Here is an 18,429-nt window from a genome sequence, read left to right as displayed (position 1 = left end):
TTCATGTTTTACATACTATATCATTTCAAAAAATGCATGAAAAGTTTTATACTCTTGTAAGGAGGTGGTCATATGTCTAGTCATGAAAAAATTCGATTAACGTCGTTCTCTACAAAAGGTGGTTGAGGATGTAAAATCGGTCCAGAGGACCTGGCGCAAGTTTTGCGTCAATTACCTAATAAGAAAAAAGATCCAAATTTACTTGTCGGTGTGGAAACCTCTGATGATGCTGGTGTTTACCGTTTAACCGATGAACTTGCTATGATACAAACGGTAGATTTCTTTACACCTATCGTTGATGATCCATATATGTTCGGTCAAATTGCTGCAGCCAACTCATTGAGCGATGTCTATGCCATGGGTGGAGTTCCAAAAACTGTACTTAATATCGTTGGCTTTCCAATCAAGAACCTTGATCCATCGATTCTAGCTGAAATCCTAAAAGGAGCAGCAGATAAAGTCGATGAAGCAGGTGCCGTAATTGCAGGTGGCCATTCGATTGATGATCAAGAACCGAAGTTCGGGTTATCCGTTACAGGACTTGTTCATCCTGACCATATCTATATGAATGTTGGGGCAAAACCAGGAGATGTTCTGATCCTCACGAAGCCTATTGGGGTTGGGATTCAAACAACAGCGATTAAACCTGAGAAACTTACTGAACAGCAGCTTAACAAGGTCTCAACTACGATGGCCGAGTTAAACAAAACAGCCGCTGAATCACTTTCAGGATTATCGCCCAATGCTGTAACAGATGTCACGGGATTTGGATTACTCGGTCATGCTTATGAAATGGCGACAGGCAGCAACGTAAGTATTCATGTTAACTACAACAAAGTACCTGTATTGCCTGGAACGTTAGAACTTGCGCAACAAGGATTTGTCCCAGGTGGATCTAAATCAAATCATCGCTGGATTTCTGAAGCCGTTCAGTATGAGAATTTAAGTGAAATTGAACAATATGTATTATGCGATGCTGTTACATCGGGCGGCTTATTAATTAGCCTTCCTTCTGATCAAGCAGACTTATACACAAAACGAATGCAAGAGAAGGGAAAGCAGGCATTCGTTATTGGTCATGTTACGGAAAAAGAAACTTTCGCGATAACTGCTAATAAATAAAAGCATATGAAAAGCGGAAGGATTATCCCTTCCGCTTTTTTAGTATGCAAATATCATCTCTTCTATATCTTCTGTAAATGCCTCGGGCCTGTCGTCAAACACGACCTTCCCCTCTTTTAGTGCCACAATCCTCGATGCATACCTCTTTGCAATTTTCACATCATGAACATTAATGATTGTAAGTAATTGGCGTTCTGAATGCAATCGTTCAAGCAGTTGGAAAATCCGATTAGCTGTTCCTGGATCAAGACTTGCAACAGGTTCATCACCAAGAAAAACTTCTGGCGTTTGAATCAATGCTCTTGCAATCCCGACTCTCTGCCTCTGTCCACCACTAAGCCAATCAACACGGTGATTAAGAAATGGTAGCAACTCTACTTGGTTAATAACGTCTCGAGCGAGCGCCTTCTCCTCACTCGTAAAAAATCCGACAAGATTACGAAGAGTAGATCGAGATCCAAATAACCCGGTATACACATTCTGCACCACAGAAAGCCTTGGTATCAATTGATGATGTTGAAAAATCATACCTATGTTGCTTCTGACCTGCCTTAGACCTTCACGATCTAATTGACTATATACCTTCTTATTGTAAAATATTTCTCCTTCTGAGAGCGGTTGAAGACCATTCAATGTTCTTATAAGAGTTGATTTACCTGCACCCGTTTTACCTAGAATACAAACAAATTCACCTTTGCGAAACGTAAGGGACACATCACTCAAGGCAGCTACCCTTGCACTCTTGTAGGTAACACTTCCATTTCGAATTGTTAGAAGCTCTTCATTACATAACATACTGTCTCACCCTGCTCCCAAGAAAATCAACCGCAATCACGATAATCATAATAATGATTACATCTACAGCTACGGTCGAATACTGAAACGTTTTAAAGTGGACAAACAATTGCTGTCCAATCCCTCCACCACCAACGAGACCAAGGATTAAGGACGTACGTATCGCTACTTCAAACCGGTAGAAAAAATGAGATAGTACATTTGGCCAAATTTGCGGAAAGATCGAAAAAAGTGCTCCAGTCAATGAACGTGCTCCAGCAGCATTCATCGCTTCTTGAGGACCTTTATCTGCAGCTTCGATGAGTTCTGCAATTAATTTAGAGAGCACGCTCGCATTATGAACTATAATAGCGATTGTCGCAGCAAACGGCCCTGGTCCTACTACAGTAAGAAACATTAACCCTAGCACTATCTCTGGAATCGATCGAATAAAACTGAGCATGATTCGAACGATTCCGTAGAATGGACCTGCTGTATTCTTGGCAGCTAGAAGACTAGTCGGAAGAGCAACCAGTAGTCCTGCAAAACTTCCGAGAAAAGCCATACCAAGCGTCACCAAACTCGCTTCAAGCATCTTTGGAATAATACTGGTGTTCATCGGAAACCAATTCGACAGAAAGTCCACCATATTATGAAATTGACTGAACTTCCTTATATCAAATTCTGTAACTCTCGCACTCCAAATCATGAATCCAATTACCAGAATAAATAAGATTAGATGATTCCATTTAAACCATACCATGTTTACTCGTTTAATAACCCTTGTTTGTCAGCAGCCTGGCGAATGCTCTCGTAATCATCATTGCTTGCTTTTGTAAAACCAGAAGCGCCAAACGCATTTAAAATGGTTTCATCTTCAATCGAAAGAAATGCATTTTGCAACTTAATAACCGTTTCCTCATCTGTTTCTTTCGTAACCGCCCAAGGATATTGGAATAACTTCTCTGATTCCCAAATCACCTTTAGCTTGTCTCCGTCAATCTTGCCTGATTCCAAGAGCTGGTTATATATAGCACTATCGATTGCTCCTGCATCAACTTGATTGTTCTGAACGGATAGAGCAGTAGCATCGTGCGAGCCTGTATACTTTACAGACTTAAAACTGTTCTTATCTTGATCTTCAAACACACCACGGTCTTGAAGTTCAATCGAAGGAATAAGTGATCCTGATGTCGAGTTAGGGTCTCCAAAAGCAAACGTACTTGATTCACTATCTTCTAGAAATGCCTCCAAAGTATCCCATTTATTATCCGTATTTGTAATGATATAAGAATGGTAAAAAGGTTCTCCATCGATTAACTGCGTTACAATCGCTTTAGCACCACTTTTTTCATGTGCAATTACATAAGTAAGTGGACCAAAATAAGCCATATCAATTTGATTATAATTCATCGCTTCAACAACACCGTTATAGTCAGGAAATGTGGTAATTTCCACTTCCCTATCAAGTTTGCTAGATAGTTCACCTTGAAGCTTAGTCATAGCTTCTTCAATTTCACCTTCAGTTTGTACAGGAATAACTCCAATCGTAAAGGGTTTACTATCTTTTTTATCATTACTTGCCTGATCATTCTTTTGTTCATTCGAACCACAAGCCGCTAGAATACTTACTAATAATACGATCAAAACGATTCCTAACTTCTTCATCTTCCCCACTCCTCATCCGTACCTCTTTATTTTCTCCAATGACGGTCACGATCTTTTCTAATGGTATAACCACTATCATCTAGTTTCTCAAGAACTGGGACAAGGTACTTTCTACTCACATTTAGAATATCCTTCGCTTCTTGAAGTGTAAACGTATCCCCTGTACCTGAGTTCAATTCAGTAATGGTCTTTTCCCAACTATTTTGATGAAGATATAATTCCTCATTAAGGCTAACCGCCACATTTTCTGTTATTAAGTATTGCTTAAATTCTCCTATAAGTGACTCGGGGATGCTTTCTTTCTCAATGAGCACATCAATAGGTGATACGTTTAGTCCCTGTTTATCTAATTCCCGAATAACCTGTGTCATTCTTGTGTTCCACGAATCAGGAAGAGAAGGTTGAAATGAGTATTCAGATAACAAAGGACCAGTTTGCTTAAGAACTTCTTTCATTATCATCAACTCAATTGCAGCTTCAACGAGTTTTACAGGATATGTTTTGCTCAGTTCCTGTATCAGCTCTGCTTTTGGCATACCTCTTCGCATTGGAAATTGCTGATGATTATTTTGAAGAATAACTAGAATTGCCTCTACAACCCTGTTAAATACACTGTCCGATGTTACATAGTTTCCAAAAAGAACAAGTTGAGATTCTTCAGTAAGTTGTACATAGGCTTCTTCATCAAGGCCAATGTGCTGCATAACCCGCTCCTTAGAGAGTACTAGTTCATGATCAAGCAATTGATCTAACCGTTCACCTGGTGTACCTCTACTCATCTGTTCAAACATTTCAATCGTTTCGTTGCCGAATTTATATTTCTCTCCAGCTACATTTAAAATGCTTCCTCCGCCAATTGTTTCAACTGGGGTCGGACGTCTAACAATAACATGGTCTCCCTTTTTTGCTGTTATAGGGCGATGAAGTCGAATCTGGCAAAAAAGTTCTTCTCGCTCACCAGTCTTCAATACATTCCGATCGAAAAAGACAATGGTCCCCCTTACCTCAGCTGTTCCGTTATGTAACGTAACAAGTGAGCGTTGTTTCAATTCGTGGGACATTGTTAATGATTGTGTGAATGCGAGATCAATGGTTGAAGTTACCGAATAATGATTAGAATTAACGATAACTTGACCTCTTGTAAGCTCCTGCTTGTTTATGCCAGCAAGATTGACCGCCACTCGTTGACCTGCAAACGCACGGTCTACTTTCTCGTTATGCGTTTGTATTTGCCTCACTCTAGCTTCCAATCGATCAGGTAAGAGTGTAACCTTTTCACCTTCGCTTATTTCCCCATCGAAAATCGTTCCTCTTACAATCGTGCCGTGTCCCTGTAGTGTAAATACTTGGTCAATCGGAAGACGAAATGCTCCTGCTCTATTCCTCGAGGGTACTCGTGAAAGAAATGCTGTAATACTTTCTTTCAATTCATCAAGTCCTCTGCCCGACTTAGCATCGACAATATGAATCTCAGATCCTTCAAATCCAGAGTCTTCTATGTAGTCAATAATATCCTCCTGTACAAGCTGAAGCATCTCTTCATCAACTAGATCTGCTTTCGTAATGGCTATGATGGATCTTTGAATACCAAGGAGAGAGAGAATCTCTAGATGCTCCCTGGTCTGTGGCATTACTCCTTCATCAGCTGCTACAACAGGGATAACCAAATCAATCCCGGCAACACCAGCTATCATTTGTCTAATAAACCGTTCATGACCCGGCACATCTATGATTGAAACCGTCATCTCTTCCGAAAGTTGAAATGGCGCAAAACCAGGCTCGATTGAAATATTCCGTTCCTTTTCTTCTTTTAACCGATCCGTATCAATACCCGTCAATGCACCTGTTAACGTTGTTTTTCCATGATCAATGTGTCCCGCAAGACCGATCGTAAAATAGTTCATACACTCACCCGCCAATCTACTTACATCCGATATTAACATTAATAAAAGTCGTATCAGGATGCAACTTATAACCCCTTACAAGTGTAATTATATTTAGGCACATTCCCCAACACAGTCATGCAAGACCGTATAATTATACAGTCGTGCATACTAGAAAAGTTATTAACAGCTATCCACAAGCGAGAACTGTTACATTCCCAAATCCAAGCTGTACCACCTCTCAAACTGTTATAGTTCGTTATAGAAAACTGTTTCAAGGAATAATTTGTCGAATTATGAATTGATGCAACGTCCGGTAATCATTGTCGAGAAATGTAGAATACAGTTTCCTATTTCCTATATTTAATAGCTGCCTCCACAGTTCGACAAATCATGACTTAATGATGTTGTCATTAGTTGACCGAAGTAAAATGTTTACTAAGTAATTTACTAAAGCCCTTAAATGATTCAATGCCTTTGAGCACATGTGTTGAATCTCATTGTTCCTTAAGTTACTATGTTAAAAGAATGACTCATTCCGATGGGGCTGGTTGTACGTCTGGTGAGTGCCACGGTCTTCAAAACCGCCTGGGAGGCGCGTGCCGTCTTCGGTGGGTTCGATTCCCACACAGTCCCGCCAATTCGATTTACATAATATGATTACGAATCTTTTTATACCAAAAGCAGACTGGCGTGTCAGTCTGCTTTTTCTTTAAAAAAATACTAGTTGAGTAAACTTCCCTCCTCCTCTTCTAGCATCCCCCAATTATATAAGTAAGGATCACCTTTAACTAGATGCACCTCTTTTTCAACTTTATCACCACCCCAACCTCTAAAATACACAACTATGTAGAAGTTGAAATAAATCGTATTCATAACCAAATCATTTCCCGCACGAAGAAGTAAATAAAGCTCTCTCCTCTTGATTAATCGCTGCTTTCGGCGTATAATGTGACCGTATTCAAACATTGTTAAGACAATATAATGCCAAGAGGTGATGATGTTGGCAGGTTGGTTTCAATGGTTTATTGTCAGCTGGACGATAATACTAATTTCTCTTATTGCTATCGGCGGCTTCTTTATGTTTCGAAAGTTTCTCAAACGCCTACCTAAAGAAGATGGCAAATCAATATTAGATTGGCAAGAATATCATATCGAGAAAACGAAACACATGTGGAGCTCGGATCAAATTAAACTTTTAGATGAATTGGTATCTCCTGTTCCTGAACTATTCAGAGATATTGCTAAATACAAAATTGCAGGAACAGTTGGCGAACTCGCATTACAAGAAAAAGCAAAGAACATGTCACAGGACCTCATTATTCGCGGCTATATCATTGCTACCCCGAAACGAGATCACAAGTGGCTCATCAAAAAATTAAATGAAAAGCGAATTGATATGGCACCATATAATCATTTGCTTCAATAAAAAACTCGTTTAGCTATTGCTAAACGAGTTTTTTATGATAATGTTTGATGGAAATTGGTTCGATGCCCTCGACTTCTTTCCGTTTTCCTAAATTGGTAGTACATCGCAATTCTCCATGGCACAATCATACCAAATGCCAGCACAAAGAAAAGTGAACTAGTTTGAAGAACCGGAATAGACTCCCCTATAATTAGTTTGAAAATAATTCGAACCAATAACAATCCAATCAAAATGAACGCAAAAGCCTTTGATCGTGTCAGATAAATCTGATCCCCTCTAATTTCAAACTTAGATGTTCTAATCAAAAGAAGTGAAAATGCAGCACCTACGGAAAGCGCTTCTATTGCTTCATACCACGGAACTCTCGCCTCTGGTACTGCAAACATAAAGAAGCCAGTTGCCATGAAGAAAGGCGGAAGTATTATTTTTCTAATTGTTGCTGGTTTTTTCGAAGCTTTCAATCTGATGACTACCATCGCCATTGCCATCATAGCTCCTACAATTGTACTAAAAATCAGCATATTTTCATCCCTCACCTATACCGTTACTCCCTATCCTTACCATTGTATGTGGAAGAAACAAAAAATACAAGCTTACGAAAAAGAACAGGGTCGAAGCCCCTGCTCTCTTTAACCATTTTGCTTAGAAAGGACTTCTTCCCCTTCATCTGCAGCAATGGATAAAATTATTGTCATCGTTACACCTACAACAGTGAAGTACACACCTAGGTCAAACAGCATAGCTGTCGCAAGATGAGAATGACCTAAAATTGGAAGTTCGAAATAGGCATCCGTTTGGCTCAAGAATGGTTGCCCAAACATAAATGAACCGACCCCAGTCAACACAGCAATCAATAACCCAACTGGAATAAAATTCTTAAAGTCAATTCGAATGACCTTGTTCATCGTTTTAAAACCATACGATATGTAAAGAAGAACAAGGGCTCCTGCTGTCATTAGTCCTCCGATGAACCCGCCACCAGGCGCATTGTGACCTGCAAAAAATAGGTAGATGGAAAATCCTAAAATAATGAAAACAATTATTGTTGTTGTCGTTTTAAGTATAAGATCATTTGTCCCTTTCACATTAAAGCATCCTTTCTAACTTAAAATCCTTGGAATCCATTAAAGAGGTTATTAACAAGAAATGATGTGAACATTGTCATAAAGTTGAAATATAACAAAACACCCATCACAATCATTAAATACCCGCCAGCCTTCATAATGAATCGACTGTTTTTCTTAATCCACTGCATTCGCCCAATAAAAAAGGAAAGTATGAAAAATGGAACAGAAAAACCAAGCGTGTAGGCTACCATGTACATGAATCCAGCATCAGGATTCGAAACACCAAGAGCGATAACAGCTGCGAGGATCGGTCCAGTACAAGGTGTCCACCCTGCTGCAAATCCCATCCCAATAAGAATAGAGCCTATAAAACCGGCGGGGCGATTCCGAATCGTTAAACGCCTATCTTTCATAAGAAATGACGGTTTCCAGAACCCTACAACGACAAGTCCAAACACAACTATAAGAATCGCTCCAACTTGACGAAGTAGCTCCTTATACTGGATGAACAAATTTCCAATTAGTGTTGTAGACATACCCAACACGAGAAAAATGATCGAGAATCCAAACAAGAAGAAAATCGTGTGGAATATCGCTCTTCTCTGCATCATTCCACGATCTTCTTTTAAATCATCAACTGATACACCAGTGATGTAAGAAATAAACGCCGGATAAAGCGGCAAGACACACGGCGAAATAAACGATAGAAAACCGGCACCGAACGCCAAAAACAAGTTCAAATCTGCCATTGCATTACTCCCTGTCTAATGCACACGATCATTATAGCATGTGCATGTGATCACCATTCCAACCTTGATTGTAATCGAATTAATACGTTTATACTATGAACATTCATCAACTATTTTTTATTCGGAAAAAATTCTTCGAGCGTATACCCTGCTTCATGGATATCTTTTGCTGCTTCTTTACCAACATACCGAACGTGCCACGGTTCATACTGATAACCTGTTATCTCTTCTTTGCCTTTTAAATAACGGACAACCAAGCCATATTTGTATGCATTTTTAGCGACCCACTCTCCCTCAGGAGTGCTCCCAAATTCTTCAGTGAGCGAACTGCCAATGGACGGCGTACTAATATCCATCGTCAATCCAGTCTGATGTTCACTCTGTCCTGCCTGAGCGCTAACCTGATTCGCTTTTTCTTCACCATAGCGATCAGCATTATAAGCGAAAATAGCTTCCTGGCGATCATAAGATCGGTAACCGGATACAGCTTTTAACTCATAACCCTCTTCTTTAGCTGCAGCAAACATCTCTTCAAGCGCCTCCGCTGCTTCTTTTACCATTAATCGTTTTGGATCTCCTTGTGGTGCATAAAAAGCAACATCTGGCTCAACCAAATTTTTCGGTACGAAGTCAGCAGGTAAATTACGCTCCTTATTCGCGACAACGTAAATACTATCTGGATTCGTAACAGTTAGTTCACCATTGTTTTCTTTGACGGTTTCAGCCATAGTAGGATAAGCGGGCTCATTACTCTGATTCGCTTCGTTTTGCTTTTCTTTATTTTGGTCTTCATTCTTTTTTGCATCATTCTGATTGCTGTTACTTTCACGATCGTCATTTTTCTTAGCATCATCTTTTTGATTGTTGCTATTTGTACTGTTGTTACTGTTCGATTCTTTAGATGTGGTGTTCGTTTGATCATCACTTTGATTCTGGTTCGTCGTTTGATCGGCTCCTTGATTGGGTTCATTTGCTTGACACCCTGCAATTAGAGCCAAGGATAAGCCACTTGCAATAAATAGATTCTTCATTGTCATATCAACACTTCCTGATTGTTTTATAGTCTAATCTATCATACCATCACACCAATTAGACCCGTCAACCAAAATCAACCCATAAAAAAAGCACTCTGCAACCAGAGTGCCCGTGCTTTATTTATCGTTATTTGTCATTTGACTATTCATAGCCTTCATCATTTGATTGATTTTCTTCTGAGAAGGTTTCTGCCCCATCTGCATCATCATAACACGCAGCATATTTTCATTAATTGGGGGATTCTTCTTTAAATAGTCCATCATATACTTGCGGGCAATAAAAAAGCCAAGTGCTACTCCAGCAATCAACGCTAGAACGCCCACAATCGTGTACATCCACCACATTCTAGATTTCCTCCTTATTCTTTCTCTTCCAATAGTGTACTACAACCCGTAATGATTATACAATAACGTCTACTAAAATAGTAGGAGTTTGTTCAAACTAGCTTCTGTTGTTTTACCGGGTTAAGCCAGCCATAACGACCAGATTGGAAGTCGATCGCAAAGAAAGAAGGAGTTAATTTACGAATTACTTCAAAAAAAACGGTTTCAGCATCGTTCGAACCGCTAGAATATAAATTTAGTTTTTCACCTCTTACAAATAAGGAAGCGTCACTATTAGATTGTTTTATTGATAACCTATGACCGTCATTTCTAAATTCATAGGTTCGAAAACCACCTAGTTCATTCACAATATACTTATTCAGTTCCTCTTCACAAACAGGCTCTGTAATAAAAGTGACCTGTTTATCTAATATAGACTTCTCTTCAACAAATAAGGCACCTTTTCGTTCCAAGAAGAGTTGATACAAAAGGGTTTCCTTACCAGCATATTGAGAAGCAACGTCTTGCTTAATGAAGTACATCTCGTAGTGCCGCATACACTTCCCCCTGTCAGACAAAGCCTGATTATGAAAGATAGTATACACCATTCTCATTAAAATCGTTGTCTATGCATGTAGCGTGGCTCCACTAGTTTTGTCGAATACAAAAAACCTGTACTATAACATATATGTTATAGTACAGGTTTGATTTGCTAGGCCATGCTTGGCAAGTCGCAAAGCACACCGCCGCAACTCTCATCATAATCAAGCTTCATTCGATCGACAAACCACTGATCGTCCGGTCGTACAAAGTAAGTAACTCCACCAATTTCTTGCTTATAATCTTCATATGAAGGCCGATCTGACATGACACCTAGGGAAAATCCGCCACTATCTCCACTTCCAGCATAGCGTACAAACAATCTCAAGCAGTCACCATTTCTAAGTTCCATTTCATTCTTATAAAATTCTGCAGCTGAGTCTGTTACAACAAACATCTTATCCGCCCTCTCCGTATTTGTATTAGTACATCTTGTTATAGTACAGTATAACGAAAATTCAAAAAATTGCAACCATAAAAATAGCCTAATTTTGCTTTTCGCAAAATTAGGCTATTTACTACTGAAGAAAGCGGCGACTTTTCTTGCTTTCTTTTAATTTATTTGGAGTCACGTCAGTACCTTCTTCGTCCACTACCTTAATCGAATGTAGCTGGTTGTCAAATGAAGATCGCAAACTCTTCAGGTATTCCTGGCGGAGGTCTTTTTGCTCTTTCTTTTCAGCTTCAGTTAATGAAGACTCTTTAGATTTCCGTGACAACTCATTAATTCTTTGAATTTTATCTTGTGAAAGCATGTTGAATAGCTCCTTTACTGCAACTTGTATCTTTTATGCTAACGTAAATATTGCACATAAACAAGTTTAGTGCCTTTCCTCCTGTTGGTCAACAAACTCTTGATAACGCCTATGTACAGTTGCTTTTGAGGCATTATGACCAAATCCTTTTAACGTAGCTGCTATTTCGTTAAATGTAAGTCCTCGGTTACGTAGATTGACGATTTCCTCAACTGGAACCTCGACACGATCTCTTCCTCCGTTACTCTGATGGCTGAGGTTACGCTGTGGCCGATACCCTTCCTTCACTGCTTTGTCCATCCCACGTTTAATTTTTAAATTGTGTAGCTTCCTCTGAAACTCTTCAACAATACTTACAATTTCAAGCACCATTGAATCAGCTTCAGATAATTGCAGTTCACCGTTTTGATTCACTGTATAGATCGTACCGCCATATTTATGAACTGCATGTAACAGTGCAATTTTGGCATTCCCTCTTCCAAGTCTTGTTTCATCCTGGATTAACAATGCCTCAGCATATCCCTCTTTCAACAAATCAAGCACCTCAAGTATGCCATTTCGATCAATGTCATATCCGCTGTGCTTTTCTTCAATCATTTTATATACCTTAAATCCCGACTCTGACGCAAACCTATGCAGTTCTTCCTTTTGTCTTGTAAGTGAGGACTCCTGTGCTTCTTTCTTCGTGCTTACACGACAATATATAATTGCGTTCATTCTTTATTCTATACCCCCAAGTGCGGTAGCATTCGCTTCAACAGGGATGATGAGAGTATCTCCTGCTGTAATTCTGTTTGCATTAATGCGATTTACTTCCTCAACCCAACTGATAAATTTACGATCAGACAAATGATGCGCGTTACGATACTCTTCTGCAATTTCAATGACAGTATCACCCTGCTCCAATTCAATCGTCGTGTAACGATCATAATTCTCAGCTGCAGCTGTTCGCAATGATACGAACACAATAATTAACACAGCTACAAAAGATATAATGACAAGAAAATCAATTCCAGACAAGCCCCCAGCTTGCTTTCTCATCCCAACCACCCCATATACGAATATTTGTTCTGTTTTTAGTATATCAGAACCTCTGTTCGTGTCAACTAATTTCTTCGAACTTATGTTTGTATGCGAACAAAAATTCTGGTATACTACTAACAAATAGATAGATTGGAACGAGGTGCCAGATATATGAAACTATCAAAGCGTCAACAGGACATTCTGGACTTTATTAAAGTCGAAGTGAAGCAAAAGGGTTATCCACCCTCTGTAAGAGAAATTGGCGAAGCTGTTGGACTTGCTTCAAGCTCAACTGTCCATGGCCACCTGGCAAGACTCGAGAAAAAAGGTTACATCCGTCGTGATCCTACAAAACCTAGAGCAATTGAAGTGCTTGGTCTAGAGGAAGCCATTGATATCCCTCGCCAACACACTGTAAACGTTCCTGTTATTGGTAAAGTTACTGCAGGTCAGCCGATTACTGCGATTGAAAATGTAGAAGAATATTTCCCACTTCCTGAACAGTTTGCACAAGATGAAGAACATACCTTCATTCTTGTCATCGAAGGGGACAGTATGATCGAAGCTGGTATTTATAACGGAGATATGGTTATCGTGAAACAACAACCAACTGCAAACAATGGGGATATTGTTGTTGCGATGACTGATGAAGGTGAAGCAACTGTTAAGCGATTCTTTAAAGAAAGCAATTACTTCCGTCTCCAACCGGAGAACTCTTCAATGGAGCCCATTATTCTAGATTCTGTGTCCATTCTTGGTAAAGTTGTTGGTGTCTTTCGTTCGATCCATTAGAAGCGCAAATTGCGCTTCTTTTTTTATTTCTTCTGGAACTCTACACATGCCTATTTCATAAGGTATGTTGTAATGATGTATAAAGAGGTGAATCGTAATGGTTAAAGAAGAGGTTCAGGATTTGTTGAATACGCTTATTCAAATCGAACATGTTTCTTCAACGCTTTATTTAGCAATGTCCGCTTACATGGACAGAAAAAACTACACAGGTATGGCCAGGTGGTTAAGAATTCAATCTAATGAAGAGAGAACACACTTACTCACCCTCATTGATTATTTAGCTGGTAAAGACGGCATTGTGAAGCTAGCTGCCTTACCGGAGCAATCGACAGACTTTGGAACACCACTCGAAACCTTCCAACAAGTTTTAGATCATGAACAATATGTCACGGATTCTTATCGACAGGCTTACAATTACATTAAAAAAATTGATCCTCAAACCACTGTCATCGTGCAGGACTTTTTACGAGAACAGATTGATGAAGAAGCGCAAGCACTCACCATTGTTGAAAGGCTGAAATTAGCTGGAGATAACACATCATCTCTACTCTTAATTGATCAAGAACTTGGCCAAAGGCAGCCTGGCTAGTAATTGTAATAAATACTCTTCTCCATTACACATACGTTACGATAGTTAATTAATTTCTTCTGTACTATTCCGCATCAAAAGGAATCAGCAAACAAGCAAAAGAACTCACCCTTCTTATAATTGGTGAGTTCTTTTGCTTATTTGCGAGTGCTACCCTAACTTAGTTTTTACTTTATGTGATAATGCAACTGAGCGAACTGCCCGTACCGCCGAACGTCCGTTAACTCGAGTTCATGCTCAATCTCACTGTTTTTGAAAAGCGGAATGCCTTTTCCAATTAAAGCAGGCGCTATTGAAATAATAAACTCATCTATGAGATTATTCTGCAGAAAAGCATTGATAAGCGCCCCGCCACCGACAAGCCAGATTCTTTCACCATCATCCTTCTTTATCCGATCGATGAGAGTAGACGGTTCCTCGCTCGTGAAAGTGATATTTGATGTGTTCTCTTCAGGGCTAGAAGTATAAATATAGGACTTCTTCTCCTCATATGGGTACTTACCTTTCACCTGTTCCATTACCCAGTCGTACGTTCGTCGCCCCATTATAATCGTATCGACCGTTTCATAGAACTCCCCGTACCCAGCGTCACCTTCTGGCTCTGAACGAAACAGCCAGTGCAGCGAGTCATTCTCCGTTGCAATATAGCCATCAACGCTTGTAGCGATATAGACGCTTACTTTTCTTTTACTCATCGTTCCCCTCCTTTTCCTAACCGATTACCGGTTGTTCTTTATGCTGTAATAAATCATTGATCATTATACGATGCTCTGGAAACAGGTTTTCCGGAAGTTTATTTAGGTGAAAAAACGCTAGATCATGGGATTCATCGTCTTTCATTAATTCCCCTCCATACTCATCACAACGAAATAGAATCTGCACCGGTGAAACCTGATCTCCGTTTGCAAACTGCTTGTCTTTATCAGGTCCTGAGTAAACCCCAAATAACGACATGTCTTTCAAAGTAAGTCCTGTTTCTTCAAACACCTCTCGTCTCGCTGTTTCCTGTACAGATTCGTTCAAGTCCATAAACCCACCAGGCAGTCCCCACGATTCATTATCTGTTCGGAGCTGTAGCAATAATCGATTTCGAGAATCGAAGACCATCGCTCCCGCTACAACCATGATCACTTTTTCGTGCCCTATCATAGAGCGTAGGTGCTGTATGTAATCCATGAATAACCTCCTTAAATTCCTTCGGTGTTCATTAATACCACTCTCCACCCATCAGGGTCTTCTATCGTTACGCCTCTCTCTTTCCAATACACATTTTCAGGTTCAACTTCTCCATGTCCCATTTCTTTGAGCCTATCTGCTACTTTCTCGAGGTTTTCTTTGTTCGGAATATAAAAAACGAACAAGTTATCAGTAGTAGGAGCAGGGCAAGGACTCCCTTGTTCATGTGTCGTGAACTCTAGTTGATAGTGTAGATTTGGTAAACCATAGACTACGCCTGTATACCCAACATGTCCTGAAAATTCGGCAACCCTTTTTAATCCTAGACCCACTTCATAAAAACGAACGATCTCCTCTAATTGATCTGTCGGTCTAGCAATTCGAATTTGAACTGCGGTAAAGTCTTTAAAGTTCATTTTGTATTCCCTCCGGTGAGCTTGGATTGGTTTTTTCTTCTGATGATCCATCAAACTATTTACAACTATTTTATTCGTTTCAAGGAGTAAAAGCTTTAGAACATCGAATGAACTTTACTACGACTTTAGCATGAGGAAAAAATAGTTTTACGAAGTAGAAACTACGCTTTCTTCTGCATCAAATAGCTATGCGAGAAATATAATCCTCCCAAAAATAGCCCTAGAGCTATGTAAGCTGGTAGCAAATGAATAAACGTCGTATAACCAATCATGATATGTACGAAGATACCTGATACAAAGGCAGGTATCCCTCCTAAAAGAAACATCCACCACAGCCAATTATTTCCCGCTTGAAATCCCCAGAGAGCAGACATTAACACTAACAAACCAACACTAATCATTGCTGATCCAAATCCAGCTCGGTCATGAGCGATAACGGAAATTAGCCGATCATTGAATGACTGAATAGCATCCGCAGGCATACAGATATATTGCAAGTCAGTTGGAACAAAAACACCCGTCACGCCTATCCCAGCAATAATTACGCCGCCAAGAACAAACGAAAACCCAAGCATAACAAAACAAAATTGCCCCAACACTCCTCTTCTCCAAGCCAAGTCATTGTGTCGGTTAAGGGATTTAGGTGTTCCCTTTATTTCCTTCGATTTTACATATCCTCTCAAGTAGAAAGGTAATAACACGATCCAAAACAGCAAATGTAACCAATCGAAGTACCCATAACCAATGAAAAGCAGAATGCCCAAAAATCCTATAATGGCAGCAATATCAATCGCTTGTTTCGCCCACAGCAATCCGTATTTCACTCCGTTTATCGACAGCGTCATGTAAACAACTCCACCGGAAATCATCGTTCCAGCTAAGGTCATCCTGTCATGCGCCATAAACCACAGTAGTCGCTCATTGAAAAGGAGTAGCTCCTCACGAGATAATTGCATAAAGCTTTCATCATAAGGTAGCACAATGGAGGTCAGACTTAACACCAGAGCAATAATGCCACCAATCATGACGAAAAATCCAAACAAGAAGTAATCCTTCCATCCATTACTCTCTTCTTTATGATCATCCGTATCAAGAATCGCTTCATATATCCTCTTCGTCAAACCAGGCCCGACTTCTACATATTCACCAGATAACAACAGCAAATCAGCACCATTATTCAAAAACCCAAGCGCATCTACTGGCTCTTTGACTCCGCCTACTGTCACTAATCGTAATGAAGGATGTACTTTCTTACAATATTCAATCGCTTGCTTATGTATAGTAAGGTTTTCATTTGTATCTAAACTTAGATCTTCATCAAGCACAATACCTGTTATGTATGGATGAATTTGATGTAAATTAGCACTTTCAATTTTACGACTTGGAACTCGAACAAAAATGCATTTCCACTCACCGATCAACTTCAAAATAGATAAATTACTGAAATCGATTTGATCATAGTGAATCTCATAAACACCGTTATAAGGTCTTAATGCTCTAGCTATCTCAATTATCTCATTGTTTGTTCCACTTATATTGAACAAAAAGGGCTGCGTCAGCTTGACTTGGTCTAACCTTTGAATTGTCTTTGTAAGCCCCACTTTTTCTCCACGTTCAGGAAGAAAGATTGCACCATTCTGAACTCTAATTGGTTTTAAATATTTTTCAGAGGGTTCTTTTGTAATTGGACCTATTTCAATACAACTGAACCCTAAATGACTAAACCCTTTTAAACCAGATAGACGTGGATCTATTTTGTCTGATAGCCCAACACAACCAGGAAACGATAGGTTCTCAATCTTGACCGTTAACTCTTCTGATACTTCTTCTCTTCCTAAAAAGTGTATGAGATGATGCCCTCCTGGTAGTGATGCGATGCGATTCATTGATTGATGAATAAACTCTCTTGAAACTTCGGTATTCCATCTTGATAGGAAAGGTTTAAACAGTACATGATAGGACCAGTCCGGCATATGCAAGCCCCCTTTTTCATTTAGTTTTACAGTCAGATCCCGCACGTGATTAGGAAGGCTTCTCTCACATTTATTACTAGAAAATCACCATGCTACATCACCATATCATATTTTTAACCAGCTTCTTATCATTTCCTTTCAATTCAGATAATTGCTATTTAATGTTTGTATTTGTTAAGGTGGTAACATGATGTTTATTACAAAAGTATAAGACGGGAGTAATTACTATGAGCGAAAAGGTTGAAAACATTGACTATCGTCAAGTCATGGAGTATTCCCTTGATCCGTTAATTATACATACAGAACTGAAAATAATTGACGTTAATAGTGTAGCAGTAGATTTTTTCAGAGCGCCTAGAGAAGAACTTATTGGTGTTAGCCCATTAGATATTTTTCAAGAAACCTCTAAATCCTCTATATTTGATCGAATACAATCTGCTTATGAAAAACCAGCAAAAGTTATTGAGGAAACCATTTATAGAATGGACGGAAAAACAGTTGATGTTGAATTATATTGCCACCCTGTACGTTTAGGAGATACTCTGGCGATCCAAACTTATGTGAAGGACATTACAGAAAGGAAACTAAACGAAAAGAAACACTTAGAAACTATCAATCAAGTTAACGAATTGTCGTCATCAATTGTTCCCCTTCTAGATGGTATTGCCATACTACCCCTTATTGGATCTTTTGATGAAGATAGAGCCAGACAGCTTCTAGAAAATATCCCTCTTAAAGTCAAAAAACAGGGCGTAAATCATCTTATTATTGACTTTTCAGGAATCTATACATTGGACTATATTGTTACGGAGTATCTCTTTAAAATTTACAGTGTATTATCACTACTTGGAGTGCAATCCATCTTTACTGGTCTTAGACCTGAACTAGCTCTCATCGCTCTACAGATCGATACAAGGCTAAGCTCAATTCCAACAAAATCGAAGGTTAAAGAGGCACTGATCTCTTTAGGTATAGATGTAACTAGTTCTAACTGAAAATCGATCAATACAAGACTCCTATCATAGGGGTTTTTCTTTTAGTTTAGCAGAGCACAA

Annotated in this window: 23 protein-coding genes and 1 tRNA gene; 6 read left to right on the top strand and 18 right to left on the bottom strand. The window is 39.4% G+C overall.

Annotated features, from left to right (window positions below; translation table 11 throughout):
- Positions 1 to 72 precede the first annotated feature (72 nt).
- Positions 73 to 1,122, top strand: coding sequence for a selenide, water dikinase SelD (selD, locus tag JI666_RS02215; protein ID WP_206888510.1), 1,050 nt, complete (start codon positions 73 to 75; stop codon positions 1,120 to 1,122).
- Between the two features lie 39 nt (positions 1,123 to 1,161).
- Here selD and phnC read toward each other — a convergent pair whose 3' ends face one another.
- Genes phnC through selB form a run of 4 tightly spaced genes read right to left on the bottom strand, consistent with a single transcriptional unit; the run spans position 1,162 to position 5,468 of the window.
- A complete protein-coding gene (phnC, locus tag JI666_RS02210) occupies positions 1,162 to 1,917 on the bottom strand; it encodes a phosphonate ABC transporter ATP-binding protein (RefSeq protein ID WP_206888507.1) in 756 nt (251 codons plus the stop codon).
- Entirely contained in the window at positions 1,907 to 2,659 is a 753-nt protein-coding gene (phnE, locus tag JI666_RS02205) for a phosphonate ABC transporter, permease protein PhnE (protein ID WP_206888503.1), read from the bottom strand. The genes phnC and phnE overlap by 11 nt, the downstream gene beginning before the upstream one ends.
- Before the next feature lie 2 nt (positions 2,660 to 2,661).
- Positions 2,662 to 3,564, bottom strand: a complete 903-nt coding sequence (gene phnD / locus JI666_RS02200) for a phosphate/phosphite/phosphonate ABC transporter substrate-binding protein (RefSeq protein ID WP_206888500.1) — start codon at positions 3,562 to 3,564, stop codon at positions 2,662 to 2,664.
- Positions 3,565 to 3,590: 26 nt separating this feature from the next.
- Positions 3,591 to 5,468 (bottom strand): selenocysteine-specific translation elongation factor, encoded by a 1,878-nt coding sequence (selB, locus tag JI666_RS02195; RefSeq protein ID WP_206888496.1) that lies wholly within the window; start codon positions 5,466 to 5,468, stop codon positions 3,591 to 3,593.
- 522 nt (positions 5,469 to 5,990) lie between these two features.
- On the opposite strand from selB, the gene JI666_RS02190 reads away from it, so the two are divergent.
- Positions 5,991 to 6,087 (top strand) — tRNA-Sec (locus JI666_RS02190).
- Positions 6,088 to 6,447: 360 nt separating this feature from the next.
- Positions 6,448 to 6,876, top strand: coding sequence for a DUF2621 family protein (locus tag JI666_RS02185; protein WP_206888494.1), 429 nt, complete (start codon positions 6,448 to 6,450; stop codon positions 6,874 to 6,876).
- A 32-nt stretch (positions 6,877 to 6,908) separates the two neighbouring features.
- Here JI666_RS02185 and JI666_RS02180 read toward each other — a convergent pair whose 3' ends face one another.
- The 10 genes from JI666_RS02180 to yneA form a co-directional block, all read right to left on the bottom strand.
- On the bottom strand, positions 6,909 to 7,397 hold the full coding sequence (locus JI666_RS02180; protein ID WP_206889278.1) for a CcdC family protein: 489 nt from the start codon (positions 7,395 to 7,397) through the stop codon (positions 6,909 to 6,911).
- A gap of 108 nt (positions 7,398 to 7,505) precedes the next feature.
- Entirely contained in the window at positions 7,506 to 7,961 is a 456-nt protein-coding gene (locus JI666_RS02175) for a Na(+)/H(+) antiporter subunit B (protein WP_206888492.1), read from the bottom strand.
- Positions 7,962 to 7,981: 20 nt separating this feature from the next.
- A complete protein-coding gene (locus tag JI666_RS02170) occupies positions 7,982 to 8,692 on the bottom strand; it encodes a cytochrome c biogenesis protein CcdA (protein WP_206888490.1) in 711 nt (236 codons plus the stop codon).
- 110 nt (positions 8,693 to 8,802) lie between these two features.
- Complete coding sequence (locus JI666_RS02165) at positions 8,803 to 9,729, bottom strand: M15 family metallopeptidase (RefSeq protein ID WP_206888489.1); 927 nt, start codon at positions 9,727 to 9,729, stop codon at positions 8,803 to 8,805.
- Positions 9,730 to 9,843: 114 nt separating this feature from the next.
- The gene (locus JI666_RS02160) at positions 9,844 to 10,071 is read right to left on the bottom strand and encodes a YneF family protein (RefSeq protein WP_206888487.1); all 228 of its coding nucleotides are present in this window, start codon (positions 10,069 to 10,071) and stop codon (positions 9,844 to 9,846) included.
- A 92-nt stretch (positions 10,072 to 10,163) separates the two neighbouring features.
- Positions 10,164 to 10,607 carry a sporulation inhibitor of replication protein SirA gene (gene sirA, locus JI666_RS02155; RefSeq protein ID WP_206888484.1) on the bottom strand — a complete coding sequence of 148 codons (444 nt, stop codon included), beginning with the start codon at positions 10,605 to 10,607 and terminating at the stop codon, positions 10,164 to 10,166.
- 155 nt (positions 10,608 to 10,762) lie between these two features.
- Positions 10,763 to 11,047 carry a HesB/YadR/YfhF family protein gene (locus JI666_RS02150; RefSeq protein WP_206888482.1) on the bottom strand — a complete coding sequence of 95 codons (285 nt, stop codon included), beginning with the start codon at positions 11,045 to 11,047 and terminating at the stop codon, positions 10,763 to 10,765.
- A 121-nt stretch (positions 11,048 to 11,168) separates the two neighbouring features.
- Positions 11,169 to 11,405 carry a DUF896 domain-containing protein gene (locus JI666_RS02145; RefSeq protein ID WP_206888480.1) on the bottom strand — a complete coding sequence of 79 codons (237 nt, stop codon included), beginning with the start codon at positions 11,403 to 11,405 and terminating at the stop codon, positions 11,169 to 11,171.
- A gap of 66 nt (positions 11,406 to 11,471) precedes the next feature.
- A complete protein-coding gene (locus JI666_RS02140) occupies positions 11,472 to 12,122 on the bottom strand; it encodes a YneB family resolvase-like protein (RefSeq protein WP_206888478.1) in 651 nt (216 codons plus the stop codon).
- A gap of 3 nt (positions 12,123 to 12,125) precedes the next feature.
- Positions 12,126 to 12,446 (bottom strand): cell division suppressor protein YneA, encoded by a 321-nt coding sequence (yneA, locus tag JI666_RS02135; RefSeq protein ID WP_206888476.1) that lies wholly within the window; start codon positions 12,444 to 12,446, stop codon positions 12,126 to 12,128.
- Between the two features lie 153 nt (positions 12,447 to 12,599).
- Here yneA and lexA point away from each other — a divergent pair, with 153 nt between their 5' ends.
- The gene (gene lexA / locus JI666_RS02130; protein WP_136945468.1) at positions 12,600 to 13,220 is read left to right on the top strand and encodes a transcriptional repressor LexA; all 621 of its coding nucleotides are present in this window, start codon (positions 12,600 to 12,602) and stop codon (positions 13,218 to 13,220) included.
- A gap of 97 nt (positions 13,221 to 13,317) precedes the next feature.
- Positions 13,318 to 13,809: a ferritin gene (locus JI666_RS02125; RefSeq protein ID WP_206888474.1), complete on the top strand. Its 492-nt coding sequence runs from the start codon at positions 13,318 to 13,320 to the stop codon at positions 13,807 to 13,809.
- Positions 13,810 to 13,976: 167 nt separating this feature from the next.
- Here JI666_RS02125 and JI666_RS02120 read toward each other — a convergent pair whose 3' ends face one another.
- From JI666_RS02120 to JI666_RS02105, 4 genes are all read right to left on the bottom strand, one after another.
- Positions 13,977 to 14,504 (bottom strand): dihydrofolate reductase family protein, encoded by a 528-nt coding sequence (locus tag JI666_RS02120; RefSeq protein ID WP_206888472.1) that lies wholly within the window; start codon positions 14,502 to 14,504, stop codon positions 13,977 to 13,979.
- Between the two features lie 16 nt (positions 14,505 to 14,520).
- On the bottom strand, positions 14,521 to 14,985 hold the full coding sequence (locus JI666_RS02115; protein ID WP_206888470.1) for an NUDIX hydrolase: 465 nt from the start codon (positions 14,983 to 14,985) through the stop codon (positions 14,521 to 14,523).
- Between the two features lie 11 nt (positions 14,986 to 14,996).
- Positions 14,997 to 15,401, bottom strand: a complete 405-nt coding sequence (locus JI666_RS02110; protein WP_206888468.1) for a VOC family protein — start codon at positions 15,399 to 15,401, stop codon at positions 14,997 to 14,999.
- Between the two features lie 161 nt (positions 15,402 to 15,562).
- On the bottom strand, positions 15,563 to 17,374 hold the full coding sequence (locus JI666_RS02105) for a dihydroorotate dehydrogenase (protein WP_206888466.1): 1,812 nt from the start codon (positions 17,372 to 17,374) through the stop codon (positions 15,563 to 15,565).
- A 227-nt stretch (positions 17,375 to 17,601) separates the two neighbouring features.
- Here JI666_RS02105 and JI666_RS02100 point away from each other — a divergent pair, with 227 nt between their 5' ends.
- Entirely contained in the window at positions 17,602 to 18,369 is a 768-nt protein-coding gene (locus JI666_RS02100; protein ID WP_206888463.1) for a PAS domain S-box protein, read from the top strand.
- The last annotated feature ends 60 nt before the right edge of the window (positions 18,370 to 18,429 follow it).

Origin of the sequence: Bacillus sp. NTK071 (genome assembly GCF_017303315.1) — a bacterium.
Lineage (GTDB): Bacteria > Bacillota > Bacilli > Bacillales > Guptibacillaceae > Guptibacillus.
Note: the sequence above shows the minus strand (reverse complement) of the source record. Positions and strands in the feature narration are given on the sequence as shown.